Annotated in this window: 22 protein-coding genes; 3 read left to right on the top strand and 19 right to left on the bottom strand. The window is 71.6% G+C overall.

The genetic code is table 11. The annotated features are described in order from the left end of the window. The first annotated feature begins 59 nt into the window (after positions 1-59). Positions 60-2,243: an MMPL family transporter gene (locus MQN93_RS32400; protein ID WP_242712356.1), complete on the top strand. Its 2,184-nt coding sequence runs from the start codon at positions 60-62 to the stop codon at positions 2,241-2,243. Here the strand turns inward: MQN93_RS32400 and MQN93_RS32395 are convergent. Together MQN93_RS32395 and fmt are read right to left on the bottom strand one after the other, a co-directional pair. Further along, positions 2,224-3,642: an RsmB/NOP family class I SAM-dependent RNA methyltransferase gene (locus MQN93_RS32395; RefSeq protein ID WP_242712355.1), complete on the bottom strand. Its 1,419-nt coding sequence runs from the start codon at positions 3,640-3,642 to the stop codon at positions 2,224-2,226. The genes MQN93_RS32400 and MQN93_RS32395 overlap by 20 nt on opposite strands. Before the next feature lie 127 nt (positions 3,643-3,769). Further along, positions 3,770-4,702: a methionyl-tRNA formyltransferase gene (gene fmt / locus MQN93_RS32390; protein ID WP_242712354.1), complete on the bottom strand. Its 933-nt coding sequence runs from the start codon at positions 4,700-4,702 to the stop codon at positions 3,770-3,772. 269 nt (positions 4,703-4,971) lie between these two features. Here fmt and MQN93_RS32385 point away from each other — a divergent pair, with 269 nt between their 5' ends. Continuing rightward, complete coding sequence (locus MQN93_RS32385) at positions 4,972-5,514, top strand: hypothetical protein (protein WP_016434209.1); 543 nt, start codon at positions 4,972-4,974, stop codon at positions 5,512-5,514. 247 nt (positions 5,515-5,761) lie between these two features. Here MQN93_RS32385 and MQN93_RS32380 read toward each other — a convergent pair whose 3' ends face one another. The 14 genes from MQN93_RS32380 to pyrR form a co-directional block, all read right to left on the bottom strand. Next, the gene (locus tag MQN93_RS32380; protein WP_242712353.1) at positions 5,762-7,915 is read right to left on the bottom strand and encodes a primosomal protein N'; all 2,154 of its coding nucleotides are present in this window, start codon (positions 7,913-7,915) and stop codon (positions 5,762-5,764) included. A 133-nt stretch (positions 7,916-8,048) separates the two neighbouring features. Next, on the bottom strand, positions 8,049-9,257 hold the full coding sequence (gene metK / locus MQN93_RS32375) for a methionine adenosyltransferase (RefSeq protein ID WP_016434211.1): 1,209 nt from the start codon (positions 9,255-9,257) through the stop codon (positions 8,049-8,051). A 239-nt stretch (positions 9,258-9,496) separates the two neighbouring features. Next, entirely contained in the window at positions 9,497-10,699 is a 1,203-nt protein-coding gene (coaBC, locus tag MQN93_RS32370) for a bifunctional phosphopantothenoylcysteine decarboxylase/phosphopantothenate--cysteine ligase CoaBC (protein WP_242712352.1), read from the bottom strand. 112 nt (positions 10,700-10,811) lie between these two features. Further along, complete coding sequence (gene rpoZ, locus MQN93_RS32365; protein WP_003977348.1) at positions 10,812-11,084, bottom strand: DNA-directed RNA polymerase subunit omega; 273 nt, start codon at positions 11,082-11,084, stop codon at positions 10,812-10,814. Between the two features lie 53 nt (positions 11,085-11,137). Further along, the gene (gene gmk, locus MQN93_RS32360) at positions 11,138-11,731 is read right to left on the bottom strand and encodes a guanylate kinase (protein WP_016434213.1); all 594 of its coding nucleotides are present in this window, start codon (positions 11,729-11,731) and stop codon (positions 11,138-11,140) included. Between the two features lie 59 nt (positions 11,732-11,790). Continuing rightward, positions 11,791-12,114, bottom strand: coding sequence for an integration host factor (locus MQN93_RS32355; protein WP_003977346.1), 324 nt, complete (start codon positions 12,112-12,114; stop codon positions 11,791-11,793). Positions 12,115-12,447: 333 nt separating this feature from the next. After that, positions 12,448-13,293 (bottom strand): orotidine-5'-phosphate decarboxylase, encoded by an 846-nt coding sequence (pyrF, locus tag MQN93_RS32350; protein WP_242712351.1) that lies wholly within the window; start codon positions 13,291-13,293, stop codon positions 12,448-12,450. Continuing rightward, positions 13,290-14,396 carry a quinone-dependent dihydroorotate dehydrogenase gene (locus MQN93_RS32345; protein WP_242712350.1) on the bottom strand — a complete coding sequence of 369 codons (1,107 nt, stop codon included), beginning with the start codon at positions 14,394-14,396 and terminating at the stop codon, positions 13,290-13,292. The genes pyrF and MQN93_RS32345 overlap by 4 nt, the downstream gene beginning before the upstream one ends. 55 nt (positions 14,397-14,451) lie before the next feature. Then, positions 14,452-17,760 (bottom strand): carbamoyl-phosphate synthase large subunit, encoded by a 3,309-nt coding sequence (gene carB, locus MQN93_RS32340; RefSeq protein ID WP_242712349.1) that lies wholly within the window; start codon positions 17,758-17,760, stop codon positions 14,452-14,454. After that, entirely contained in the window at positions 17,753-18,919 is a 1,167-nt protein-coding gene (gene carA / locus MQN93_RS32335) for a glutamine-hydrolyzing carbamoyl-phosphate synthase small subunit (protein WP_242712348.1), read from the bottom strand. Before carA ends, carB begins: the two co-directional genes overlap by 8 nt. After that, the gene (locus tag MQN93_RS32330) at positions 18,916-19,482 is read right to left on the bottom strand and encodes a PH-like domain-containing protein (RefSeq protein WP_242712347.1); all 567 of its coding nucleotides are present in this window, start codon (positions 19,480-19,482) and stop codon (positions 18,916-18,918) included. The genes carA and MQN93_RS32330 overlap by 4 nt, the downstream gene beginning before the upstream one ends. After that, positions 19,479-20,765 carry a dihydroorotase gene (locus MQN93_RS32325; RefSeq protein ID WP_242712346.1) on the bottom strand — a complete coding sequence of 429 codons (1,287 nt, stop codon included), beginning with the start codon at positions 20,763-20,765 and terminating at the stop codon, positions 19,479-19,481. Before MQN93_RS32325 ends, MQN93_RS32330 begins: the two co-directional genes overlap by 4 nt. 5 nt (positions 20,766-20,770) lie before the next feature. Then, positions 20,771-21,751, bottom strand: coding sequence for an aspartate carbamoyltransferase catalytic subunit (locus MQN93_RS32320; protein ID WP_016434220.1), 981 nt, complete (start codon positions 21,749-21,751; stop codon positions 20,771-20,773). An 83-nt stretch (positions 21,752-21,834) separates the two neighbouring features. Further along, positions 21,835-22,392: a bifunctional pyr operon transcriptional regulator/uracil phosphoribosyltransferase PyrR gene (gene pyrR / locus MQN93_RS32315; protein ID WP_016434221.1), complete on the bottom strand. Its 558-nt coding sequence runs from the start codon at positions 22,390-22,392 to the stop codon at positions 21,835-21,837. 253 nt (positions 22,393-22,645) lie between these two features. Between pyrR and bldD the strand changes: the two genes are divergently transcribed. After that, entirely contained in the window at positions 22,646-23,146 is a 501-nt protein-coding gene (bldD, locus tag MQN93_RS32310; RefSeq protein WP_016434222.1) for a transcriptional regulator BldD, read from the top strand. Between the two features lie 216 nt (positions 23,147-23,362). Here bldD and nusB read toward each other — a convergent pair whose 3' ends face one another. The 3 genes from nusB to MQN93_RS32295 are packed head-to-tail and all read right to left on the bottom strand — an operon-like array spanning position 23,363 to position 25,531. Next, positions 23,363-23,797, bottom strand: a complete 435-nt coding sequence (nusB, locus tag MQN93_RS32305) for a transcription antitermination factor NusB (protein ID WP_016434223.1) — start codon at positions 23,795-23,797, stop codon at positions 23,363-23,365. Positions 23,798-23,799: 2 nt separating this feature from the next. Next, positions 23,800-24,366 (bottom strand): elongation factor P, encoded by a 567-nt coding sequence (efp, locus tag MQN93_RS32300; RefSeq protein ID WP_016434224.1) that lies wholly within the window; start codon positions 24,364-24,366, stop codon positions 23,800-23,802. A gap of 58 nt (positions 24,367-24,424) precedes the next feature. Beyond that, positions 24,425-25,531 (bottom strand): aminopeptidase P family protein, encoded by a 1,107-nt coding sequence (locus tag MQN93_RS32295; protein WP_016434225.1) that lies wholly within the window; start codon positions 25,529-25,531, stop codon positions 24,425-24,427. Positions 25,532-25,587: the final 56 nt, after the last annotated feature.

The following is a 25,587-nucleotide window of genomic DNA, read 5'->3' as shown; positions in this document are numbered from 1 at the left end:
GATGTCGCACCGGGCCCCGGCATGCCATGCTGGGCGGCCCACGGGCTACGGGGGTGGCCATGACCGAGGGGAAGACGGACGGCAAGGGGCACGGACGCCATGTGCGCCAGGGCCTCATCGGAGTCCTGACCGGGCATCGCAGCAAGTGGGTCATCGTGGCCCTGTGGCTGGTGGTGCTCGTGCTCGCGGCGCCGCTCGCCTCGAAACTCACCGACGTGCAGGACAACGACGCCGCGTCCTGGCTGCCGGGCTCCGCGGAGTCCACCCAAGTCCTGGACGCGTCCGACGAGTTCAGGCCGGAACAGATCCCGGCCGTCGTCGTCTACGCGCGCGAGGGCGGCCTCACCGCCCAGGACCGGGACAAGATCGCGCAGGACGCCGACCAGCTCAGGCAGCTGACCGCGCACGGCATCCGCGGCGCCGAGACCCGCGGTCCCGTCTACAACGAGCGGTCGGCCCCCGAGGCGGCGCAGATCTATGTGCCGATCACGATGGACGAGAAGGGCTGGGAGCGGATCGCGCCCGCCGTCGACTCCATCCGTGACCGTACGGGCCGCAGCACGGGCGGTCTCGCCGTGCATGTCACCGGTCCCGGCGGCACCTCGGCCGACTTCTCCGAGGCCTTCGAGGGCATCGACTCCACGCTGCTGCTCTCGGCGATGGGCGTCGTCATCGTGATGCTGCTGCTCACCTACCGCAGCCCGACCCTGCTCTTCGTCCCGCTGATCTCCGTGGTCGTCTCCCTGTTCACCGCGCAGGCACTGATCTATCTGCTGGCCAAGCACGCGGGACTCACGGTCAACGGCCAGAGCGCGGGCATCCTGACGGTGCTCGTGTTCGGCGCGGGGACGGACTACGCCCTGCTCCTGGTCGCCCGCTACCGGGAGGAGCTGCGCCGGCACGAGGACCGCCACGAGGCGATGGCCCTGGCCCTGCACCGGGCGGGCCCGGCCGTGCTGGCCTCGGGCGCCACGGTCGTCATCAGCATGCTCGTGCTGCTGGCCGCCGAGATGAACTCGACCAGCGGCCTGGGCCCGGTGGCCGCGATCGGTGTGGCGGTCGCACTCCTGGCGATGCTCTCGCTGTTCCCCGCCCTGCTGCTGATCTTCGGCCGCTGGATCTTCTGGCCGGTGATCCCGCACTTCGGCTCGGCCGACCCGACCGAGCGCGGTGTCTGGGCCCGGATGGGCCGCACCATGGCCCGCAACCCGCGCGCGATCTGGGCCGCGACGGCGGCGGCCCTGGCCCTGATCTCCCTGGGCCTGCTGCAGCTGCGGGCCCAGGGCATCAGCAACGCGGACGCCTTCACCGGCAAGCCGGACTCGATCACCGGTCAGGAGGTCTCGGAACGCTACTTCCCGGCGGGCAGCGGCGATCCGCTGGTGATCGTCTCGAACCAGGCCCAGGGCGCGGAGGTCCGCGAGGTGGTCGCGGACATCAGGGGCGTGGTGCCCGAAAGCCTCACGGTGCCGCCCGGCACGAAACCCGAGCACCAGGGCCAGGTGCTGTTCGAGGCCACGATGACCGACCCGTCCGACAGCGAGGCCGCGAAACACACCGTCGAACGGGTCCGGGACGCCGTCCACGCGGTGCCGGACGCCGACGCCCAGGTGGGTGGCGGCACTGCCGCCCTGCTGGACATGGACGCGGCGACGACGCACGACAACCTCGTGATCATCCCGGCGGTGCTCGTGGTCGTCCTGCTGATCCTGGGCGCCCTGCTGCGCGCCCTGGTGGCCCCGCTGCTGCTGATCGGCACCGTGGTGCTGTCGTTCGCGGCGGCCCTCGGCGCCAGCGCGCTCGCCTTCCGGCACATCTTCGACTACGCGGGCGAGCAGACGGACTTCCCGCTGTTCGTCTTCGTGTTCCTGGTGGCGCTGGGCATCGACTACAACATCTTCCTGACCACACGCATCCGTGAGGAGGCCGGCCACCAGGGCACCCGCCCCGGCGTGGTGACGGGCCTCGCCGCGACGGGCGCGGTCATCACCTCGGCCGGCCTGGTGCTGGCGGGCACGTTCGCCGCCCTCGGCACCCTGCCGATGGTCGCCTTCGCCGAGATCGGCTTCGCCGTCGCGCTGGGCGTCCTGCTGGACACCTTCGTCGTACGGTCGGTGCTGGTCACCTCGCTCTTCCTGGACGTCGGCCGGAAGGTGTGGTGGCCGCACCGGCTGGCCCGTCAGGACGCGGGAACGGCCGCGGCGGCACAGCCCGAGGCGCGGATCAGCCAGTCCTCCGAATGAGCGCCAGATACATGGCGTCGGTGCCGTGCAGATGCGGCCACAGCTGTACGTCGGGGCCCTCGCCGAGATCCGGTACGCCCGGCAGGAGGGGGCGCGCGTCGACGAGTTCGGCCTCGGGGTGCTGCTTGAGCAGGTCGTCGACGACGGCCCTGGTCTCGGCGAGGTGCGGCGAGCAGGTGGCGTAGCCGACGATGCCGCCGACCCGTACGGCGTCCAGGGCGCCGGCGAGCAGGGCGCGCTGCAGCGGAGCGAACCCGTCCAGGTCCTCGGGACGGCGCCGCCAGCGCGCCTCGGGCCGTCTGCGCAGGGCGCCCAGCCCGGTGCAGGGCACGTCCATCAGCACGCGGTCGAAGGAGCCGGGGCGCCAGGGCGGCCGGGTGCCGTCGGCGGCGATGACCCGGTAGGGCCCGGGGTTGCCGTCCAGGGCCCTGGCCACGAGCCCCGCCCGGTGGGGCTGCTTCTCGGAGGCCAGCAGGGTGGCACCGCGCTGGGCGGCGAGCGCACCGAGCAGCGCGGCCTTGCCGCCGGGGCCCGCGCACCCGTCGAGCCACAGCTCGTCGCGGCCCTCGACCGGCGCGGCGGCGAGCGCCAGCGCCACGAGCTGGCTGCCCTCGTCCTGCACCCCCGCACGGCCCTGGCGTACGGCCTCGATGGCGCCGGGTTCGCCGCCCTCGGCCAGCCGTACGGCATACGGCGACCAGCGCCCAGGCACGGCCGCCTCCTCGCCGAGCAGTTCCTCGGTCGTGGCCCGGCCGGGCCGCGCGACCAGGGTGACGTCGGGCCGTTCGTTGTCCGCCTCCAGCAGCCGCTCCAGACCGGCCCGGCCGCCGCCGAGGGAGTCCCACAGCGCGGAGACGACCCAGCGCGGGTGCGAGTGGACGACGGCGAGATGGTCCTCGGGGTCCTCGTCGTAGGGCGGCGCGACGCGCTCGATCCAGTCGTCCAGATCGTGCTGCGCGACCTTGCGCAGCACGGCGTTGACGAACTTGGCCCGGCCGTCGCCGAGCACCACCCGGGCGAGCTCGACGGTGGCCGACACGGCGGCGTGGGTCGGGATGCGCGTCCCCAGCAGCTGGTGCACACCGAGGCTCAGCACGTCCAGCACCGGGGGGTCGACCTCGCGCAGCGGCCGGTCCACACAGGCCGCGATGATCGCGTCGTACGTCCCCTGCCGCCGCAGCGTGCCGTACACCAGCTCAGTCGCGAGCGCCGCGTCCCGCGCGTCGAAGTCGCCCTTCTCGCGTGCCTTGCGCAGCAGCGGCGGGAGCACGAGGTTGGCGTACGCGTCCCGCTCGTCCACGGCCCTCAGCGCGTCGAACGCGAGGATGCGGACGGGGTCCTTCTTCGGCCGCCGGTAGGGCTTGCCGGGCCTGCGCGGCCCACGGGAGGTGTCGCTCACGAAAAAGGTGCTCCGGAAGTCTGAGAGAGATACGCACCAAGGGTACGTCCCGGCCGTCGTGCCGGTGCCTTCAGCTCTGGTGCCGGTGCTCCCGCTCGTCGTACGGGGACTCCCGCGCGGGGCGCCGCTAGTCGCCGAGGGTCTCCCCGTCGGTGATGCGCGCGCCGCGCGCCCAGTCCGCCGCGCGCATCGGCTTCTTGCCCTGGGCCTGCACCCACAGCAGCTCCACGGCGTACGAACCGGTGCCCGCGTGCACGCTGTTCTTGCCGACCGCCAGCTGCGCCGGTGCGAGGTCGGTGCGGTCCGGCACGGGCGTGACCTGGATGAGCTTGAGCCGCTCGCCCCGAAAGGTGGTCCAGGCACCGGGCGCCGGGGTGCAGCCCCGCACCACGCGGTCGACCCTGAGCGCCGGGGCGGCCCAGTCCACCCGGGCGTCCTCGACGGTGATCTTCGGCGCCATGGTGACGCCCTCGGCGGGCTGCGGCAACGCCTTCAGGGAGCCGTCCTCGATGCCGTCCATCGTGGCGGCGAGCAACCCCGCGCCGGCGAAGGCGAGTCGGGTGAGCAGGTCGCCGCTGGTGTCGGTCGGGCGGATCGTTTCGGTGACCGTGCCGTAGACGGGCCCGGAGTCGAGGCCCTCCTCGATGAGGAAGGTGGACGCGCCCGTCATCTCGTCGCCGGCCATGATCGAGTGCTGCACCGGTGCGGCACCGCGCCAGGCGGGCAGCAGCGAGAAGTGCAGATTGACCCAGCCGTGGGCGGGGACGTCGAGGGCGACGCGGGGCAGCAGCGCGCCGTAGGCGACCACGGGACAGCAGTCGGGGCCGATCTCCCGCAGCCGCTCCAGGAATGCGGGCTCCTTCGGCCTGAGCGGCTTCAGCACCTCGATGCCGGCGTCCTGCGCCCGCTGCGCCACCGGTGAGGCGACGAGCCTGCGGCCCCGGCCGGCCGGTGCGTCGGGGCGCGTGACGACGGCGGCCACCTCGTGCCGCTCGGAGGCGATGAGAGCGTCCAGGGCGGGAACGGCGACCTCGGGGGTACCGGCGAAGACGAGCTTCATGGGTGGGCGGGGCCTCTCGGGCGGGGGCTGGTGCGGCGACGCACAAGTCTATGACCACCGCCGGACGGTGCCGTGTCCGTGGGCGCGGACGGCCGGGAATCCGCCCAGGTCCGCGGCGCGCGGCCGCCCCCGGGGGCGTATGCATATGCCCCTACGCCCCCTGACCGTGACCCGCGGAGCAAAAACACGTTGGTCAAGAAAGAGTTGACCACAACGGGCCGCATCACGCGGCCCGGACCCTTTTCATCGCCGGTTCGAGAGGCTTGTTCATGGCCGACCACGCAACCCACGACGCCCAGGCTCGGGCCAGCCTGCACTTGCTGGTGCGGGACATCGAGCGGGTCCGCCGGCAGGTGGACGCACTGCGCACCCTCACCGCGCAGTTGGGCAACGTCTACCGTCCGCGCCGCTCCGGTCCCTCCACGGGCTTCGTCGTCTACGGACGCGCTCCCGCCCCGACGGTCCGCCTCGCGCAGGAACTGCGGGACAGTGTCGAGACCCTGGTCACGGCGGCGGTGGACTTCGACCGCTCCCTCGGCTTCTCGTGGGACGCGGTGGGTTCCGCGCTCGGCGTCACCAAGCAGGCGGTGCACCGCCGTTACGGCGCCCGCCGCGCCGCGACCCAGGCGGCCGCCGAGAGCGAGCGGGCCACCGAGCCGACGGGCTCCCTGCCGGTCGGCGTCAACACCGGCGTCCAGACGGTCCCGACGGTCCCCGCGGCCCGCTCCATGCCGACCCAGCCGACCTCCGGCAGCCCCGCCCTCCGCGAGGACCCAAGGCCCACAGCCTTCCCCGGCCCACGCAACGGCTGAGCCACCTCTTCCCCTGCCCTCCCGGGCCACCCCTGCCGGGAGGGCAGACGCTTGCGCCGGGTCGCTCCAGCGCGGCCGGTCCGCCGAGCGAGCACACCGGGCCCCCGAGCGGGCCTCGCTTGACGCCGGGGGGATCGACCCGCACCCGCACCTCGCGGACTCCCCCGGCCCCCGAGCCCCGGGCCATCCGCACCGGACAGACAGACGTCGCGGCACCGCCCCCATACGCCCGCCGCCCGCACAGCCCTCACCCGATGTCCGGCGGATCGACCCGCACCCGCACCGCCGGCTCCCCGGGTCCCCGGGCCATGCGCGCCGCCTGGGCCGACTTCAGTGCCGAAGCCAGGGCGGCACCGCTCCCCGGTGGTACCCGGACCAGGGCGCGCTCCCAGCGTTCGCCCGGGGGTGGGGCGCCCGGCCGGCGTGGCCGACCCGCGGTGGTGACCGGTAGCGGGACGGGGCCCAGCACCTCGGCGTCCCGGGGCAGTTCGACGGTGCGCAGGAACTCGGTGACGGCCTCCCCCGGCCCGGACACCGCCGCCATCCGCGACACCGGCGGGAAGCCCAGCTCGGCGCGCTCGGCGAGTTCGCGCACCGCGTGTCCGACGGGATCCCAGCGCACCAGCGCCTGCACCGGCCGCAGCGTCGGCTCGGCGACGACGACCACGGTGCCGCCGGCGCTCTGCGGCCGCACGAGCGCGGCGGCCGCGATCCATCTGCGCAACGCGTCCTCACCGGCGCGCAGATCGGGCCGTCCCAGCATGGCCCAGCCGTCCAGCAGCAGGGCGGCCGCATAGCCGCCCTCGGCGACCGGCTCGGCGCCGGGCGTGCTCACGACCAACGCGGGCGCGCCCGGCACGGTGTCGAGCACCTGCTCGCGCCCGGAGGTGCGCACGGCGACGGCGGGAAACGCGCGCCCCAGCTCCTCGGCGGTCCGCCGCGCCCCCACGACCTGTGCCCGCAGCCGGTGCGCCCCGCACTCCGGACAGTGCCAGGCCGCCTCGTCGCGCCCGCACCACCCGCACCGCAGGGCCGCTCCCGACTCCTGCCCCTCCAGCGGCCCCGAGCAGTGCCGACAGCGCGCGGGAGCACGGCAGTTGGCGCAGGCCATCCGGGGGACGTAGCCCCGCCGCGGGACCTGCACGAGCACCGGGCCGTGCCGCAGGCCCTCCCTGACGGCCTGCCAGGCGAGCGTCGGCAGCCGGGCGGCCCGGGCGGCCTCGTCCCGTGCGAGATCGCCGTCACCGACGGTCCGGACCAGCGGAGCGACAGCTCGCACCTGCTCGCGCACGGCGACCAGCGGCCGGGCCCAGCCGCTCTCGACGAGCTGCGCGGCCTCCACGGTGCAGCTCCAACTCCCCAGCAGAAAAGCGCACTTGTCGAGCGCCGCCCGCAGCAGCAGCACTTCTCTCGCATGCGGCTGGGGGGCGTGCTGCTCGCTGTGGCTGTCGTCCCCGTCGTCCCAGATGGCGACGAGGCCGAGGTCCTGCACCGGGGCGAACATCGCGGCCCGGGTCCCGACGACGGCCCGCACGGATCCGCGCCTCACCGCCAGCCACTCGCGGTAGCGCTTCTCGGGTCCGGCGTCGGCGGTCAGCACCGCATGCCGGCCCTCCCCCAGCAGTTCGGTGAGCGCGGCGTCGACCCGCGCGACCGCCCGCCCGTCGGGCAGCACGACGAGCGCACCGCGTCCGGAGGCCAGGGTCGCGGCCACGGCACGCGCCAGTTCGTCGCTCCACTCGGGCCCGGGCAGCGCGTTCCACACCGCGCGCGGCGCGCCCCCGGTCGCCAGCGACCGAAGAAAGCCGGCCCCTCGCTCGTACCGCTCCCAGGACCCCGCCTCGGGCACCCCCGGGGGCGGCAGCGGCTCGGGCGAGGAGCGCTGCTCGGCGCGCGCGCTGCGCGGCGGCACCGCGAGCTGCAGCACATCGGCGAGACTGCCCGCGTACCGGTCGGCCACGGCCCGCGCGAGTCCCAGCAGCTCCTCGCTCACCACCGGCTCCGGCGAGACGACCTGGGCCAGCGCCGCGAGCGGTCCCGAGTAGTCGGACTCCGCCAGCCGCTCGACGAGGAAGCCGTCGATGAGCCCGCCGCCCTCACGCCGTCCCTCGCGCACCCGGTGCCGCCCGGCTCCGAACCGCACCCGCACCCGCACGCCCGGCTGGGCGTCGGCGTCCAGCTCCTGCGGCACGGCGTAGTCGAAGTACCGGTCGAGATGCAGTACGCCCTTGTCGACCAGGACCCGCGCCACCGGCAGCTCCTTCGCCAGCGCGGCCCCCCGCCACGTCCGCGGCTTGGCCCTCGGCACCTGGGCCTTGCGCACGCTCTCCCGGATGAGCGCAAGCTGCTCGGGCGGCGCCCCCTCGGCCCCACCGTCCACCGGCCCGTCCTCGCTGCTCACCCCTGCATTCTTGCAAAGCCCACTGACACCGACGCGCCCCCGAGTTCCCGACCGGCGGGCGACCTCACCGCCGGGAACACGCCGAGGCCCGGCCCCCCGAAGGGAACCGGGCCTCTCGGCACGTCGCAGGGACCTACAGGCCCACGGCCTTGCGCAGGGCGTCCACGCGGTCCGTCTTCTCCCAGGTGAAGTCGGGGATCTCACGGCCGAAGTGGCCGTAGGCCGCGGTCTGGGCGTAGATCGGGCGGAGCAGGTCGAGGTCGCGGATGATCGCGGCCGGGCGGAGGTCGAAGACCTCGTCGATGGCCTTCTCGATCTTCTCGGTGTCGACCTTGGCGGTGCCGAAGGTCTCCACGAAGAGACCGACCGGCTCGGCCTTGCCGATGGCGTACGCGACCTGGACCTCGCAGCGCGAGGCGAGGCCCGCGGCGACCACGTTCTTCGCGACCCACCGCATCGCGTACGCGGCGGAGCGGTCGACCTTGGACGGGTCCTTGCCGGAGAAGGCGCCGCCGCCGTGGCGGGCCATGCCGCCGTAGGTGTCGATGATGATCTTGCGGCCGGTGAGGCCGGCGTCGCCCATCGGACCGCCGATCTCGAAGCGGCCGGTGGGGTTGACGAGGAGGCGGTAGTTCTCCGTGTCCAGCTTGATGCCCTCGTCCAGGAGCGCCTTCAGCTCCGGCTCCACCACGAACTCGCGGATGTCGGGGGCGAGCAGCGACTCCAGGTCGATGTCGCTCGCGTGCTGCGAGGAGACGACCACCGTGTCGAGGCGGACGGCCTTGTCGCCGTCGTACTCGATGGTGACCTGCGTCTTGCCGTCGGGGCGCAGGTAGGGGATGGTGCCGTTCTTGCGGACCTCGGACAGGCGGCTCGACAGGCGGTGCGCCAGGAAGATCGGCAGCGGCATGAGGGTGGGCGTCTCGTCCGTGGCATAGCCGAACATCAGGCCCTGGTCGCCCGCGCCCTGGCGGTCCAGCTCATCCTCGTCGCCCTCGACCCTGGACTCGTACGCCGTGTCGACGCCCTGGGCGATGTCGGGGGACTGCGCGCCGATGGACACCGAGACACCGCAGGAGGCGCCGTCGAAGCCCTTCTTGGAGGAGTCGTAGCCGATCTCGAGGATCTTGTTGCGGACGAGGGTCGCGATGTCCGCGTACGTCTTGGTGGTGACCTCACCGGCCACGTGCACCAGGCCGGTCGTGATCAGGGTCTCGACCGCGACCCGGGAGGTCGGGTCCTCGCGCAGAAGCGCGTCGAGAATGGTGTCGCTGATCTGGTCAGCGATCTTGTCGGGGTGACCCTCGGTCACGGACTCCGAGGTGAACAGGCGACGGGACACAACGCTCCCTGGGGTTGCAGCGGCTGCTGGCTGATCATAGGCGGACGGCCCGGGGGCTGCGCCCGGTGTCGTCCGAGAACAGTTTATCGGTCGTACCCCGCCATCGGCCTCCCTGTCTCGCCTCTCGGGAGTGCTGTGACCTCGGGCACGGGCATTCTGCCCGGATCCCGGCGGCCTTGGCCAGAGGCGCCACACCTCTGTGGCAGAGGTGTGAGAGGTCCGAGAAGCGGATGGAACATTCAGGTGAGGCGCTGCGCCACCAGGTCCCACACCGTTTCGGCCAGGTGCTCCTTGGGCCCGTGGGCGACCGGGGTCTCGGTGCCGTCGGCGCCCAGCACCACCGCCTCGTTCTCCTCGGAGCCGAAGGTCTTGCGCTCCCCCACCTCGTTCACCACGAGAAGGTCACAGCCTTTTCGTGCCAGCTTCGCCCGGCCGTTGGCCAGGACGTCGTCGGTCTCGGCGGCGAAGCCCACGATCACCTGACCGGCCCTGGCGCGCTCCGCCGAGATCTCCGCGAGGATGTCCGGATTGCGCACGAGGACGATGGGGTCGGGCTCCTTGTCGTCCTTCTTCTTGATCTTCCCGGACGCGTACGCCGCGGGGCGGAAGTCCGCGACCGCGGCCGCCATCACGACGGCGTCGGCGTCCGCGGCGGCCTTCAGCACGGCCTCGCGCAGCTGGACGGCCGTGCCGACCGGGACGACGTCCACGCCCGCCGGGTCGGGCAGGCCGGTGTTCGCGGCAACGAGCGTGACCCGGGCGCCGCGCGCCGCGGCGGTGCGGGCGAGCGCGTACCCCTGCTTGCCGGAGGAGCGGTTGCCGAGGAAGCGCACGGGGTCGAGGGGCTCGCGGGTGCCGCCCGCGCTCACCACGACGTGCCGGCCCCTGAGGTCGGGCTCGGTGACGCCGCGGTCGAGCACACGGCGGCAGACGGCGTAGATCTCCGCCGGGTCGGGCAGCCGGCCCTTTCCGGTGTCGACGCCGGTGAGCCGGCCGACGGCGGGCTCGATGACGACGGCGCCGCGGCGGCGCAGCGTCGCCACGTTCTCCTGGGTGGCCGGGTGCTCCCACATCTCCGTGTGCATCGCGGGGGCGAAGACGACCGGGCAGCGGGCGGTCAGGAGCGTGTTGGTGAGCAGGTCGTCGGCGAGGCCGTGAGCGGCCTTGGCGAGGACGTCCGCGGTGGCCGGGGCGACGACAACGAGATCTGCGTGCTGGCCGATGCGGACGTGCGGGACCTCGTGGACGTCGTCCCAGACCTCGGTGGAGACGGGGTGGCCGGACAGGGCGGACCAGGTCGCGGCGCCCACGAAGTGCAGGGCGGAGGCGGTCGGCACGACGCGCACGTCGTGTCCCGACTCCGTCAGCCTGCGCAGCAGCTCACAGGCCTTGTACGCGGCGATGCCGCCGCTGACCCCCAGCACGACCTTCGGCTTGTCCACCGGGCCTCCCCTTCGTCGAACGTACGGACTCCATGACACACCACAGGCCCGACAGTCGCGCTGCCGGGCCTGTGGAAAAACCGAATGCGATACGAAAGTACTACTGCGAGTACTACTGCGCGGGACCCTCGATGGCCTCGGACGTCAGCAGACCCGCGTTGATCTCGCGCAGGGCGATCGAGAGCGGCTTCTCGTGGACGTGGGTGTCGACGAGCGGACCGACGTACTCGAGGAGGCCCTCGCCGAGCTGCGAGTAGTACGCGTTGATCTGGCGGGCACGCTTGGCCGCGTAGATCACGAGGCTGTACTTCGAGTCGGTGGCCTCGAGGAGCTCGTCGATCGGCGGGTTGATGATGCCCTCGGGCGCGGAGATGGAAGAGGACACGCTCTACCTTCCGATGGATGGGAAAAGATCGGTCGTGATCACATCACTCGTGATCACAGGACATCCATCAAGGCTAGCAGCTCGCGCGCCACGTCCTCGACGGAGGTGTTGACCAGGGTCGTGTCGAACTCCGGCTCGGCCGCCAGCTCGATCTTCGCCGCGGCCAGGCGGCGCTCGATCACCTCGGGCGGTTCGGTGCCCCGCCCGGTGAGCCTGCGCACGAGCTCCTCCCAGGAGGGCGGAGCCAGGAACACCAGCCGGCCCTCGGGCATGGTCTCGCGGACCTGCCGGGCGCCCTGGAGGTCGATCTCCAGCAGGACCGGCACGCCGGCCTCGAGGTGCTCCAGCACGGCCGCACGCGGCGTGCCGTAGCGATTGCCCGCGAACTCCGCCCACTCCAGCAGCTCGCCGTTGGCGATCAGCTTGTCCATCTCCTCGTCGGTGACGAAGAAGTAGTGGACACCGTGCTTCTCGCCGGGGCGGGGCCTGCGGGTCGTCGCCGACACCGAGAGCCAGACCTCGGGGTGTTCCTTGCGCATATGCGCGACGACCGTGCTCTTGCCGACCCCGGAGGGGCCGGAGAGCACGGTCAGCCGCGGACGTGCGTCCGGGGGCTCGGGGGTCGTCCCCCGGGATGTTGCAGCCATGCAGCGATTATTCCAGCAATCCCCAAGTGCCCGGGACGCCCGGTCCCGGGAACCCGGACTCAGGAGCCGGTGCTGCCGAACTCACGCTCCAGGGAGGCGATCTGGTTGGAACCGAGGCCGCGCACACGGCGGCTTTCGGAGATGCCGAGTCGCTCCATGATCTGCTTGGCGCGGACCTTGCCCACGCCCGGCAGGGACTCGAGCAGCGCGGAGACCTTCATCTTGCCGATGACGTCGTTCTCCTGGCCCTGCTTGATGACCTCGTGCAGGGAGGCGCCGGAGTGCTTGAGTCGATTCTTGACCTCGGCCCGCTCCCGGCGAGCCGCGGCGGCCTTTTCGAGCGCGGCTGCGCGCTGTTCAGGGGTAAGGGGCGGAAGAGCCACGCCTACGTCACCTCGGATGTCGAACTGTCGGATACGGACCGGTGAGGAACCTAGTCGCCCCACACCTGGGGAGCCACGAGCAACACGCTTGCCCGTTGACTCTCGTCGGAGACTAGCGGGCAAGTCCGCCAGAGTCAGCGAGAACAGCGGAAAAGTCCTGGTCAGCCTCCGCCAGGTCGGACATTTAGAACATACTGCCCCGGATTTGAGCATGTATCCAGGCTCAAGCCGTTCCTAGAACACTCGTCCGGCCACTCGTCGGAGGACTCGCTCGACCGGCCGGAACGCCCGCGAGGAGGGTCGTGACGGCCGCGGAGGGCCGTCACGAAGACCTCACACGGCCGCCACGGCGACCCGGATCTCCTCCGCGTAACGGTCCGCGGCCGAGCGCAGCGCCCCGGCGTCCGGACCGTGCCGCAGCACTCCCCGGCTGACGTGCGGCACCATGTTGCGCACCGCCGCGCCGAACACCCGGGGAAGATCGGCGGGCGTCGCCCCCTGGGCGCCGATGCCGGGCGCCAGGAGCGGCCCGTTGATGTCCAGGTCGTACGTCGACAGATCGCCCAGGGTGGCGCCGACGACCGCCCCGAAGGAGCCCAGCGGCTCCTCGCCCGCGTTCTCGGCGGCGAGGTGCGCCAGCATCGTCGCCCCCACGTTCCGTCCGTCGGCACGGACCGCGTGCTGCACCTCGCCGCCCTCCGGGTTGGAGGTCAGCGCGAGCACGAACAGGCCCGTGCCGCTCTCCCGGGCGAGGGCGACGGCCGGGGAGAGCGAGCCGTAGCCGAGGTAGGGCGAGACGGTGAGCGCGTCCGAGAACAGGGGCGAGTCCTTGTGCAGGAAGGTCTCGGCGTACGCGGACATGGTCGAGCCGATGTCGCCGCGCTTGGCGTCCATCAGGACCAGCGCACCGGCCGCCCGCGCCTGTTCGACCGACTTCTCCAGTACGGCGATGCCGCGCGACCCGAAGCGCTCGAAGAACGCGCTCTGCGGCTTCAGCACGGCGACCCGGTCGGCCACCGCCTCGACGACCGTGCGGCTGAACCGCTCCAGACCGGCGACGTCGTCGTTGAGACCCCACTCGACGAGCAGCGAGGCGTGCGGGTCGATGCCGACGCACAACGGGCCGCGTTCGTCCATGGCGCGGCGCAGACGGGTACCGAAGGGGTCGAGAGCGCTCATGCGGTCTTCCTTGTGTCGGCGCCGACCGCGTCGGCGAGGGTGGCGTACGGGCTGGTGCGGAGGCGGGCGGCGAGGCCCTTGTGGACGGCGCGGGCCCAGAAGGGACCCTCGTAGATGAAGGCGCTGTAGCCCTGCACCAGGGTGGCGCCGGCCAGGATGCGCTGCCAGGCGTCCTCGGCGTTCTCGATGCCGCCGACGCCCACCAGGGTGATGCGGTCGCCCACGCGCGCGTAGAGGCGGCGCAGCACCTCCAGGGAGCGGGTCTTCAGGGGTGCTCCGGACAGGCCGCCGGCCTCCTTGACGAGCGAGGGTTCGGATGTCAAACCGAGTCCCTCGCGCGCGATGGTGGTGTTCGTGGCGATGATCCCGTCCAGGTCGAGCTCCACGGCGAGGTCGGCGACGGCGTCCACGTCCTCGTCGGCGAGGTCCGGTGCGATCTTCACCAGCAGCGGGACGCGACGGCCGGTCACCGTACGGTCGGCGGCCTCGCGGACGGCCCTCAGCAGCGGGCGCAGCGCCTCGGTGGCCTGCAGATTGCGCAGACCCGGCGTGTTGGGCGAGGAGACGTTCACGACCAGGTAGTCGGCGTACGGCGCCAGGCGCTCGGTCGACGTGACGTAGTCCGCGGCGGCCTCGTCCTCGGGGACGACCTTGGTCTTGCCGATGTTGACGCCCACGACGGTCCTGAAGACCGGCTCACGGGACGCCAGGCGGGCCGCCACGGCCAGCGAGCCCTCGTTGTTGAAGCCCATGCGGTTGATCAGCGCGCGGTCCTTCACCAGCCGGAACAGCCGCTTCTTGGGGTTGCCGGGCTGCGCCTCGCCGGTCACGGTGCCGATCTCGACGTGGTCGAAGCCCAGCATCGACATGCCGTCGATGGCGACGGCGTTCTTGTCGAAGCCGGCGGCGAGCCCGAAGGGGCCGTGCATGCGCAGCCCGAACGCCTCGGTGCGCAGTTCCTTGTGGCGGGGCGCGAGCGCGGCGGCGACGAAGGTGCGCAGCACCGGGATGCGGACCGCGAGCCTGATCCACCGGAACGCCAGGTGGTGGGCCCGCTCCGGGTCCATCCGCTTGAACACCAGACGGAAGAAAAGCTTGTACATCACTGTGTCCTCGTGAAGAGGGGGACACCGTTTCCGGTGTCCCCCTCGTCGGCTGCTAGTCGCGGGCCGCGGTCAGGTGCTCCGCGTGTTCCTGGAGCGAACGGACGCCCACGTCACCGTGGTTGAGGGCGTCGATGCCCTGGACGGCGGCGGCGAGCGCCTGGACCGTCGTCAGGCACGGGACCGACCGCGCCACGGCCGCCGTACGGATCTCGTAGCCGTCGAGGCGGCCGCCGGTGCCGTACGGGGTGTTGACGATGAGGTCGACCTCGCCGTCGTGGATGTACTGGACGATGGTCTTCTCGCCGTTCGGGCCGGGGCCCTCGGACTGCTTGCGCACAACCGTGGCGTTGATGCCGTTGCGCTTGAGGACCTCGGCGGTGCCGGAGGTGGCGAGGAGCTCGAAGCCGTGGGCGACCAGCTCGCGGGCCGGGAAGATCATCGAGCGCTTGTCGCGGTTGGCGACCGAGATGAACGCGCGGCCCTTGGTGGGCAGCGGGCCGTAGGCACCCGCCTGCGACTTGGCGTACGCCGTGCCGAAGACCGAGTCGATGCCCATGACCTCGCCGGTGGAGCGCATCTCCGGGCCGAGGACGGTGTCGACGCCGCGGCCGTGGATGTCGCGGAAGCGCGACCACGGCATGACGGCCTCCTTGACGGAGATCGGCGCGTCCAGCGGCAGTTCGCCGCCGTCACCGGTCGCCGGGAGAAGGCCCTCCGCGCGCAGTTCGGCGACGGTCGCGCCCAGCGAGATGCGGGCGGCGGCCTTCGCAAGCGGCACCGCGGTCGCCTTCGAGGTGAAGGGGACGGTGCGGGACGCGCGCGGGTTGGCCTCCAGGACGTAGAGGATGTCGCCGGCCATCGCGAACTGGATGTTGATCAGGCCGCGTACGCCCACACCGCGGGCGATGGCCTCCGTGGACGCCCGCAGACGCTTGATGTCGAAGCCGCCGAGCGTGATCGGGGGCAGCGCGCACGCCGAGTCGCCGGAGTGGATGCCGGCCTCCTCGATGTGCTCCATGACGCCGCCCAGGTAGAGCTCGTGGCCGTCGTAGAGGGCGTCGACGTCGATCTCGATCGCGTCGTCCAGGAAGCGGTCGACGAGGACCGGCCGGGAGGGGCTGATCTCGGTCGACTCGGCGATGTAGGACTCCAGCCGGGTCTCGTCGTAGACGATCTCCATGCCGCGCCCGCCGAGGACGTAGGAGGGCCGGACGAGGACCGGGTAGCCGATCTCGTCGGCGATGGCCTTGGCGCCGGCGAAGGTGGTGGCGGTGCCGTGCTTGGGGGCCGGCAGGCCCGCCTCGGCGAGCACCCGGCCGAACGCGCCCCGGTCCTCGGCCGCGTGGATGGCCTCCGGCGGGGTGCCCACGATCGGCACGCCGTTGTCCTTGAGCGCCTGCGCGAGGCCCAGCGGGGTCTGGCCGCCGAGCTGGACGACGACGCCCGCCACCGGGCCGGCCTGCTGCTCGGCGTGGACGATCTCCAGCACGTCCTCGAGCGTCAGCGGCTCGAAGTACAGGCGGTCGGAGGTGTCGTAGTCCGTGGAGACGGTCTCCGGGTTGCAGTTGACCATCACGGTCTCGTACCCGGCGTCGCTCAGCGCGAAGGAGGCGTGGACGCAGGAGTAGTCGAACTCGATGCCCTGGCCGATGCGGTTGGGGCCGGAGCCCAGGATGATCACCGCGGGCTTCTCGCGGGGCGCGACCTCGCTCTCCTCGTCGTAGGAGGAGTAGAAGTACGGCGTCCTGGCGGCGAACTCGGCGGCGCAGGTGTCGACCGTCTTGTAGACCGGGCGGATGCCGAGCGCGTGCCGGACCTCGCGGACGACGTCCTCGCGCAGGCCGCGGATGCCGGCGATCTGGGCGTCGGAGAAGCCGTGCCGCTTGGCCTCGGCCAGCAGCTCCGAGGTCAGCTCGGGGGCCGCGGCGAGCTCGTCGGCGATCTCCTTGATCAGGAAGAGCTGGTCGACGAACCAGGGGTCGATCTTCGTGTACTCGAAGACCTCCTCCTGGGTGGCACCCGCGCGGATAGCCTGCATGACCGTGTTGATGCGGCCGTCGGTCGGGCGGACCGACTCCTCCAGGAGGGCGGTCTTGTCGCCGGGCTCGCCCGTGAAGGTGAACTGGCTGCCCTTCTTCTCCAGCGAGCGCAGCGCCTTCTGGAAGGCCTCGGTGAAGTTGCGGCCGATGGCCATGGCCTCGCCGACCGACTTCATGGTGGTGGTGAGGGTGGAGTCGGCGGACGGGAACTTCTCGAAGGCGAACCGCGGCGCCTTGACGACCACGTAGTCGAGGGTCGGCTCGAAGGAGGCCGGGGTCTCCTGCGTGATGTCGTTCGGGATCTCGTCGAGGGTGTACCCGACGGCAAGCTTGGCCGCGATCTTGGCGATGGGGAAGCCGGTCGCCTTGGACGCGAGCGCCGAGGAGCGCGAGACGCGCGGGTTCATCTCGATGACGATGACCCGGCCGTCCTCGGGGTTGACCGCGAACTGGATGTTGCAGCCGCCGGTGTCGACGCCGACCTCGCGGATGACGGCGATGCCGATGTCGCGCAGGATCTGGTACTCGCGGTCGGTCAGCGTCATCGCCGGGGCGACGGTGATCGAGTCGCCGGTGTGCACGCCCATCGGGTCGAAGTTCTCGATGGAGCAGACGACCACGACGTTGTCGTGCTTGTCGCGCATCAGCTCCAGCTCGTACTCCTTCCAGCCGAGGATGGACTCCTCCAGGAGCACCTCGGTGGTGGGAGACAGGGTCAGACCCTGGCCCGCGATGCGGCGCAGCTCCTCCTCGTCGTGCGCGAAGCCGGAGCCGGCGCCGCCCATGGTGAAGGAGGGGCGGACGACGACCGGGTAGCCGCCGAGGGTCTCGACGCCCTGGAGCACGTCGTCCATGGAGTGGCAGATGACCGAGCGGGCGGACTCGCCGTGCCCGATCTTGGCGCGTACGGCCTCGACGACCTCCTTGAACAGGTCGCGGTCCTCGCCCTTGTTGATGGCCTCCACGTTGGCGCCGATCAGCTCGACGCCGTACTTCTCCAGCGTGCCCGCCTCGTGCAGCGAGATGGCGGTGTTGAGGGCCGTCTGGCCGCCCAGGGTCGGCAGCAGCGCGTCCGGGCGCTCCTTGGCGATGATCTTCTCGACGAACTCGGGTGTGATCGGCTCGACGTAGGTGGCGTCGGCGATCTCCGGGTCGGTCATGATCGTCGCCGGGTTGGAGTTGACCAGGACGACCCGAAGGCCCTCGGCGCGCAGGATACGGCACGCCTGCGTGCCGGAGTAGTCGAACTCGGCGGCCTGGCCGATGACGATCGGGCCGGAGCCGATGACCAGGACGGACTGGATATCGGTGCGCTTAGGCACGCTGGCCCTCCAGAGCTGTGCTCATCAAAGACGTGAAGCGGTCGAACAGGTAGGCGGCGTCGTGCGGACCCGCTGCCGCTTCGGGGTGGTACTGGACGCTGAAGGCCGGGCGGTCGAGGAGCTGCAGTCCCTCCACCACGTTGTCGTTGAGACAGACGTGGGAGACCTCCGCGCGGCCGTAGGGCGTCTCGGAGACCTTCTCGAGCGGGGCGTCGACGGCGAAGCCGTGGTTGTGTGCGGTGACCTCGACCTTGCCGGTCGTGCGGTCCTGCACGGGCTGGTTGATGCCGCGGTGGCCGTACTTCAGCTTGTACGTGCCGAAGCCGAGCGCCCGGCCGAGGATCTGGTTGCCGAAGCAGATGCCGAACAGCGGGGTGCCGCGCTCCAGGACCGCCCGCATGACGGAGACGGGGTGGTCGGCCGTGGCCGGGTCGCCGGGTCCGTTGGAGAAGAAGACCCCGTCGGGGTTGACGGCGTAGATGTCCTCGACGGTGGCCGTGGCCGGGAGCACGTGCACCTCGATGCCGCGCTCGGCCATGCGGTGCGGGGTCATGCCCTTGATGCCGAGGTCGACGGCGGCGACGGTGAACTTCTTCTCGCCGACGGCCGGGACGACGTAGGCCTCCTTGGTGGCGACCTCGGCGGCGAGGTCGGCGCCCTTCATCTCGGGGGCCTGGCGGACCTCGGCGAGCATGGTGCCCTCGTCGGGCAGGGCGTTGCCGGAGAAGATGCCCACGCGCATGGCGCCGCGCTCGCGCAGATGCCGCGTCAGCGCGCGCGTGTCGATGCCACAGATGCCGACGACGCCCTGCTCGCGCAGCTCGTCGTCCAGTGAGCGGCGGGAGCGCCAGTTGGACGGCACGCGCGCGGGGTCGCGCACGACGTAGCCGGCGACCCAGATGCGCTTGCTCTCCGGGTCCTCGTCGTTGACGCCGGTGTTGCCGACGTGCGGGGCGGTCATCACGACGACCTGGCGGTGGTACGACGGGTCGGTCAGGGTCTCCTGGTAGCCGGTCATGCCGGTCGAGAAGACCGCCTCGCCGAAGGTCACCCCCACGGCCCCGTAGGCACGGCCGCGGAAGATCCGGCCGTCCTCCAGGACGAGTACGGCGGGAGCCGCGTGCCTGTGCGCGGCGGTTCCCCTGGTGGAGGTTGTCATCGTGCGCCTTCCGTCTTGTTGATCATGTGGTTCAGGGTCTCGACCCACTCGGTGTGCTCGGCGGCGTGGTCGGAGCGGAAGCCCGAGTCGATCAGCCGATCGCCGTGCTGCCAGGTCACCACGAGCAGCCCGCCCTCGGTCAGCACCTTGCCGGCGATGCCCTTGTCGAGCCGGGCCTCGCGCACTTGCGCGAGGGGGACGAAGAAGTCGGTCGCACCGGGGCGTACGACGTCCAGTCCCGCGTCCGTCAGCGTGAGCTCGACCCGGCTGCGGGTGCCCAGGCCGTGCGCCACGATGCGGTCCAGCCACTGACCGGCGGTGGTGGAGCCGTGGTAACGCCCGCTCATCGTCAGTCTCGCCTCGCCGGGCTCGTCCGGCGCGTCAGGAAGCTCGGGCACGTCGCCCTGGAGCGTGCCGCGCCACTTCCAGCCCTCGCGCATCAGCCAGTAGACGAGCGCGACGAACAGGACGAGCCCGACGAGCCAGCCGACCCGGGCGGCCCAGTCGGTGACCTCGGCCGACTGCTTCCCGGCGGCCTGGTACGTCAGATGCAGAGGTGTCACGTGAGCTTCCCGTCGATGAGCGTGGCCCGGCCCCGGAGCCAGGTGTGCGTCACGCGGCCGGGCAGCTCACGCCCTTCGTACGGGGTGTTCCGGCTGCGCGAGGCGAAGCCCGCGGGGTCCACGGACCCACGGTATGCCGTGTCGACGAGCGTGAGGTTGGCGGGCTCACCGGCCGAGACGGGACGCCCGTGCCCCTTCGCCTGTCCGATCTCGGCGGGCTTGACGGACATCCGCTCGGCGACCCCGGCCCAGGTGAGGAGCCCGGTGTCCACCATGGTCTCCTGCACCACCGACAGCGCGGTCTCCAGGCCCACCATCCCCATGGCGGCCGCGGCCCACTCGCAGTCCTTGTCCTCGTGCGGGTGCGGGGCATGGTCGGTGGCGACGATGTCGATCGTGCCGTCGGCGAGCGCCTCGCGCAGGGCGAGCACGTCGCGCTCGGTGCGCAGCGGCGGGTTGACCTTGTAGACCGGGTTGTAGGTGCGCACCAGTTCGTCGGTGAGCAGCAGGTGGTGCGGGGTGACCTCGGCGGTGACGTCGATGCCGCGGGACTTGGCCCAGCGGACGATCTCGACGGACCCGGCGGTCGACAGATGGCAGATGTGCACCCGGGAGCCGACGTGCTCGGCGAGCAGGACATCCCGGGCGATGATCGATTCTTCGGCCACCGCGGGCCAGCCGCCGAGGCCGAGCTCGGCGGAGACGACGCCCTCGTTCATCTGGGCGCCCTCGGTCAGCCGCGGCTCCTGGGCGTGCTGGGCGACGACCCCGCCGAAGGCCTTCACGTACTCCAGCGCGCGTCGCATGATCACGGCGTCGTCGACGCACTTGCCGTCGTCGGAGAAGACGGTGACACCGGCGGCCGACTCGTGCATGGCGCCGAGCTCGGCGAGCTTCTTGCCCTCCAGGCCGACGGTGACGGCGCCGATGGGCTGCACGTCGCAGTAGCCGTGCTCCTGGCCGAGCCGGTAGACCTGCTCGACGACTCCGGCCGTGTCGGCGACCGGGAAGGTGTTGGCCATGGCGAAGACGGACGTGTAGCCGCCGGAGGCCGCCGCGCGCGTGCCGGTGAGCACGGTCTCGGAGTCCTCGCGGCCGGGCTCGCGCAGATGGGTGTGCAGGTCGACCAGGCCCGGCAGCAGCACCTTGCCCGCCGCCTCGACGACCTCGGCGCCGTCGGCGCTCAGATCGGAGCCGACTTCGGCGATCGTCGCACCGTCGATCAGGACGTCCTGCGCCTCGCCGCCGAGCACCTTCGCACCACGGATCAGGATCTTGCTCATGTCTCTTACTTCTCCTCGATGGTGCGGGCGTGGGTGACGGCGGGCTCGTTGCCACCGAGCAGCAGGTAGAGAACGGCCATCCGGATGGAGACTCCGTTTGCGACCTGCTCGACGACGGTGCAGCGGTCGGAGTCGGCGACCTCGGCGGTGATCTCCATGCCGCGGACCATCGGGCCGGGGTGCATCACGATGGCGTGCTCGGGCATCCGCGCCATGCGGTCGCCGTCGAGGCCGTAGCGCCGCGAGTACTCGCGCTCGGTCGGGAAGAACGCGGCGTTCATCCGCTCGCGCTGCACGCGCAGCATCATCACCGCGTCGGACTTGGGCAGTACGGCGTCGAGGTCGTACGACACCTCGCAGGGCCAGGTCTCGACGCCGACCGGCACCAGGGTGGGCGGTGCGACGAGGGTGACCTCGGCGCCGAGCGTGTGCAGCAGATCGACGTTGGAGCGGGCGACCCGGCTGTGCAGGACGTCGCCGACGAGCGTGATGCGCTTGCCGGACAGGTCCTGGCCGAGACCGGCGTCCCGGCCGACGAGGCGGCGGCGCATGGTGAAGGCGTCGAGCAGGGCCTGCGTGGGGTGCTGGTGCGTGCCGTCACCGGCGTTGATGACGGCGGCGTCGATCCAGCCGGAGTTGGCGAGACGGTACGGCGCTCCGGAGGCGCTGTGCCGGATGACCACGGCGTCGACGCCCATGGCCTCCAGGGTCTGGGCGGTGTCCTTCAGGGACTCGCCCTTGGAGACGCTGGAGCCCTTGGCGGTGAAGTTGATGACGTCCGCGGACAGGCGCTTCTCGGCGGCCTCGAAGGAGATCCGCGTGCGCGTGGAGTCCTCGAAGAAGAGGTTGACGACAGTGCGGCCGCGCAGGGTCGGCAGTTTCTTGATCGGCCGGTCGGCGACCCGGGCCATCTCCTCGGCGGTGTCGAGGATCAGGACGGCGTCGTCGCGGGTGAGGTCGGCGGCCGAGATGAGATGACGCTGCATCTGTCAGGCTCCGTAAGGCAGTTCGGTCGGGGAGATTCCGGGCAGGCCGGGGCACGCCGAGGGCCGGGGTGCCCCTCGGCCCGCTACTGGGTCTGCTTCACACCGAGCAGCACGGTGTCGCGACCGTCCTCCTCGGCGAGCAGGACCTTGACCGTCTCCCGCAGCGACGTGGGGAGGTTCTTGCCGACGTAGTCGGCGCGGATGGGCAGTTCGCGGTGGCCGCGGTCGACCAGGACCGCGAGCTGCACCGCGCGCGGGCGCCCGACGTCGTTCAGGGCGTCGAGGGCGGCGCGGACGGTGCGGCCGGAGAAGAGCACGTCGTCGACGAGGACGACGAGGCGGCCGTCGATGCCGTCACCGGGGATCTCGGTGCGGGCCAGCGCACGCGGCGGGTGCATGCGCAGGTCGTCGCGGTACATGGTGATGTCGAGCGAGCCGACCGGGATCTTCCGGTCGGTGATCTCCTCGAGCTTCGCGGCGAGCCGCTGGGCGAGGAAGACGCCTCGGGTGGGAATGCCGAGGAGCACCACGTCGTCGGCGCCCTTGGCGCGCTCGACGATCTCGTGGGCGATGCGGGTCAACACCCGCGCGATGTCGGGCCCTTCGAGCACGGGCCGGGCATCGGACGCTTGCATGTCCATACGAAACGGACCCCCTTCTCCGCCTCACGGGACGGACCTTAAAGGACGTCGGATTTGCGCCATCCACGGTAGCAGGCCCGTACGACGCCCCAGATCACCCCCCTGGCGTAACCGGCCACCGCTGCCACGGAAGAGTCGGTGTGGACCATTCGGCTTGACGCACAAGAGTCACGCTGCGTAACCTCACAGTGAGTTACGAGACGCGCGGCTCGGAACCCCTCGAGCTGCGCCGACACAGTGTCCGGGGAGCTATATGTCCAGCGAATACGCCAAACAGCTCGGGGCCAAGCTCCGGGCCATCCGCACCCAGCAGGGCCTTTCCCTCCACGGTGTCGAGGAGAAGAGCCAGGGACGCTGGAAGGCGGTCGTGGTCGGATCGTACGAGCGCGGCGACCGAGCCGTGACCGTGCAGCGCCTCGCCGAACTGGCGGATTTCTATGGGGTCCCGGTCCAGGAGCTGCTCCCGGGCACCACTCCCGGCGGTGCCGCCGAGCCGCCGCCGAAGCTGGTCCTCGACCTGGAGCGGCTGGCGACCGTGCCGGCCGAGAAGGCGGGCCCCCTTCAGCGCTATGCGGCGACGATCCAGTCCCAGCGCGGTGACTACAACGGCAAGGTGCTGTCGATCCGCCAGGACGACCTGCGCACACTCGCCGTCATCTACGACCAGTCCCCCTCGGTCCTGACCGAGCAGCTGATCAGCTGGGGTGTGCTGGACGCGGACGCGCGCCGTGCCGTCGTCCACGAGGACGCCTGACACCCACAGAGCAGAAACGTGCCGCCGGGGTGGCCGGAACTTCACGGTTCCGGCCACCCCGGCGGCTTTCTGCGGCCTCCGTGGACCTCGCGGGCACCGGAGGACGGCAGCACACGTCAACAGACGCCAGGGGGCCCGCAGCACGACTGCTGCGGGCCCCCCGGCACTACGTGGCTCCGTGCGTGGCTCTCTGCGAGGCCTGCGAGAACGCGTCCGCTACGCCTCGTCCCGGCGCAGCGAGGGCTTCAGCTCCTTGAGCCGGCCCAGCAGACCGTTGACGAACGCGGGCGACTCGTCCGTGGAGAACTCCTTCGCCAGCTGCACCATCTCGTCCAGCACGACGGCGTCCGGGATCTCGTCGGCCCAGATCAGCTCGTAGGCGCCGAGACGCAGGACGTTCCGGTCCACCACCGGCATCCGGTCCAGCGTCCAGCCGACCGCGTACTGCGCGATGAGGTCGTCGATGCGCCGGGCGTGCTTGGCGTAGCCCTCGACCAGCTGCATCGTGTACTCGCTCACCGGCGGCTGCCGGGTGTCGTCCCGGGAGAGCCGGATCCAGTCCGCGAGGACGGTCAGGACATCGGCGCCGCGCTGGTCGCCCTCGAAGAGGATCTGGAAGGCGCGCTTGCGGGCCGTGTTGCGGGCAGCCACGGTTAGCTGTTCACCCGGCCGAGGTAGTCGCTGGTACGGGTGTCGACCTTGATCTTCTCGCCGGTGGTGATGAAGAGCGGGACCTGGATCTGGTGGCCGGTCTCCAGGGTGGCGGGCTTGGTGCCGCCGGTGGAGCGGTCGCCCTGGACGCCCGGCTCGGTCTCCTGGACGGTCAGCTCGACGGCGGCGGGCAGCTCGACGAAGAGCACCTCGCCCTCGTGCTGCGCGACCGTGGCCGTGAAGCCCTCGACCAGGAAGTTGGCGGCGTCGCCGACGGCCTTGCGGTCGACCATCAGCTGGTCGTAGGTCTCCATGTCCATGAAGACGAAGTACTCGCCGTCCATGTACGAGAACTGCATGTCGCGCTTGTCGACAGTGGCCGTCTCGACCTTGACGCCGGCGTTGAAGGTCTTGTCGACGACCTTGCCGGAGAGCACGTTCTTGAGCTTGGTGCGCACGAAGGCAGGGCCCTTGCCGGGCTTGACGTGCTGGAACTCGACGACGGACCAGAGCTGGCCGCCTTCGAGCTTGAGCACCAGGCCGTTCTTGAGGTCGTTCGTGGAAGCCACGGTTGCGGAATCTCCTGGACTGACGTGGACGACCCCGGCGCACGCGCATAGCCGAGAGCTAGAGCGCGAGCAGCTCCTTGGTCGTGATGGTGAGTAGCTCGGGTCCGCCGTCCGCCTCGGGGCGGACGACGAGCGTGTCATCGATCCGGACGCCGCCCCGGCCCGGGAGGTGGACCCCCGGTTCGACGGTGACCGGCACGCAAGCGTCCAGTTTACCCATGGCCGCAGGGGCCAGAACCGGGTCCTCGTCGATTTCGAGTCCCACACCGTGCCCCGTCAGGGGCGGCAGTCCTTCCGCGTGCCCCGCGGAGTCCAGCACCTGCCGTGCGGCGCGGTCGACGTCGCGGCAGGCCGCGCCGGGCACCAGATTCTCCCGTCCGGCGCGCTGGGCGGCGAAGACGAGGTCGTAGAGCTCGATCTGCCAGTCCGCGGGGGACGTGCCGATGACGAAGGTGCGGCCGATCTCGCAGCGGTAGCCGCGGTAGGCGGCACCCAGGCAGACGGAGAGGAAGTCGCCCTCCTCGACCCGGCGGTCGGTGGGCCGGTGGCCGCGGCGCCCCGCGTTGGGGCCGGTGGCGACGGAGGTCGGGAAGGCGGGGCCGTCGGCGCCGTGGTCGACCAGGCGCCGCTCCAGTTCGAGGGCGAGGTGCCGTTCGGTGCGGCCGACGAGGATGGACTCCAGGAGCTCGCCCAGGGCCTGGTCGGCGATCTCGGCCCCGATGCGCAGACAGGAGATCTCCTCCTCGTCCTTGACCACCCTCAGCTGCTCGACCACTCCCCCGAGATCGGTCAGCCGCAGCCGCGGGACGACGGAGCGGATGGCGCGGTGGCGGGCCACGGTGAGGTGGTGCTCCTCCACGGCGAGGGTGTCGGCGCGCCCGGCCTCGGCGAGGTCGGCCGCGGCGACCGCGGGATCGCCCGCGGTGCCGGGCAGCGTCTGCACCCGCAGTGCGTCGTCGGGGCGGCCCTCCGCGGGTCGGTCGTCCGGCGGACCGGCGCACAGCAGCACGTCGTCGGCCTTGCCCAGGAGCAGGACGGCGCCGCGCGGGGCCGTGCCCGCGAGGTAGCGGACATTGGCGGGGCGGGAGATCAGCGCCGCTGCGCTGCCGCTCGCCTGGCACTGTTCCCGAAGCCGCCTGCGGCGGGTGGCGTACACCTCTGACATGACACGAGCGTAGGAGCGGTGGGGGATTTGTGCCGGTTGGGAGGGTGCCGTTCGGG

The sequence above is a fragment of the Streptomyces spinosisporus genome, assembly GCF_022698145.1.
GTDB lineage: Bacteria > Actinomycetota > Actinomycetes > Streptomycetales > Streptomycetaceae > Streptomyces > Streptomyces spinosisporus.
Note: the sequence above shows the minus strand (reverse complement) of the source record. Positions and strands in the feature narration are given on the sequence as shown.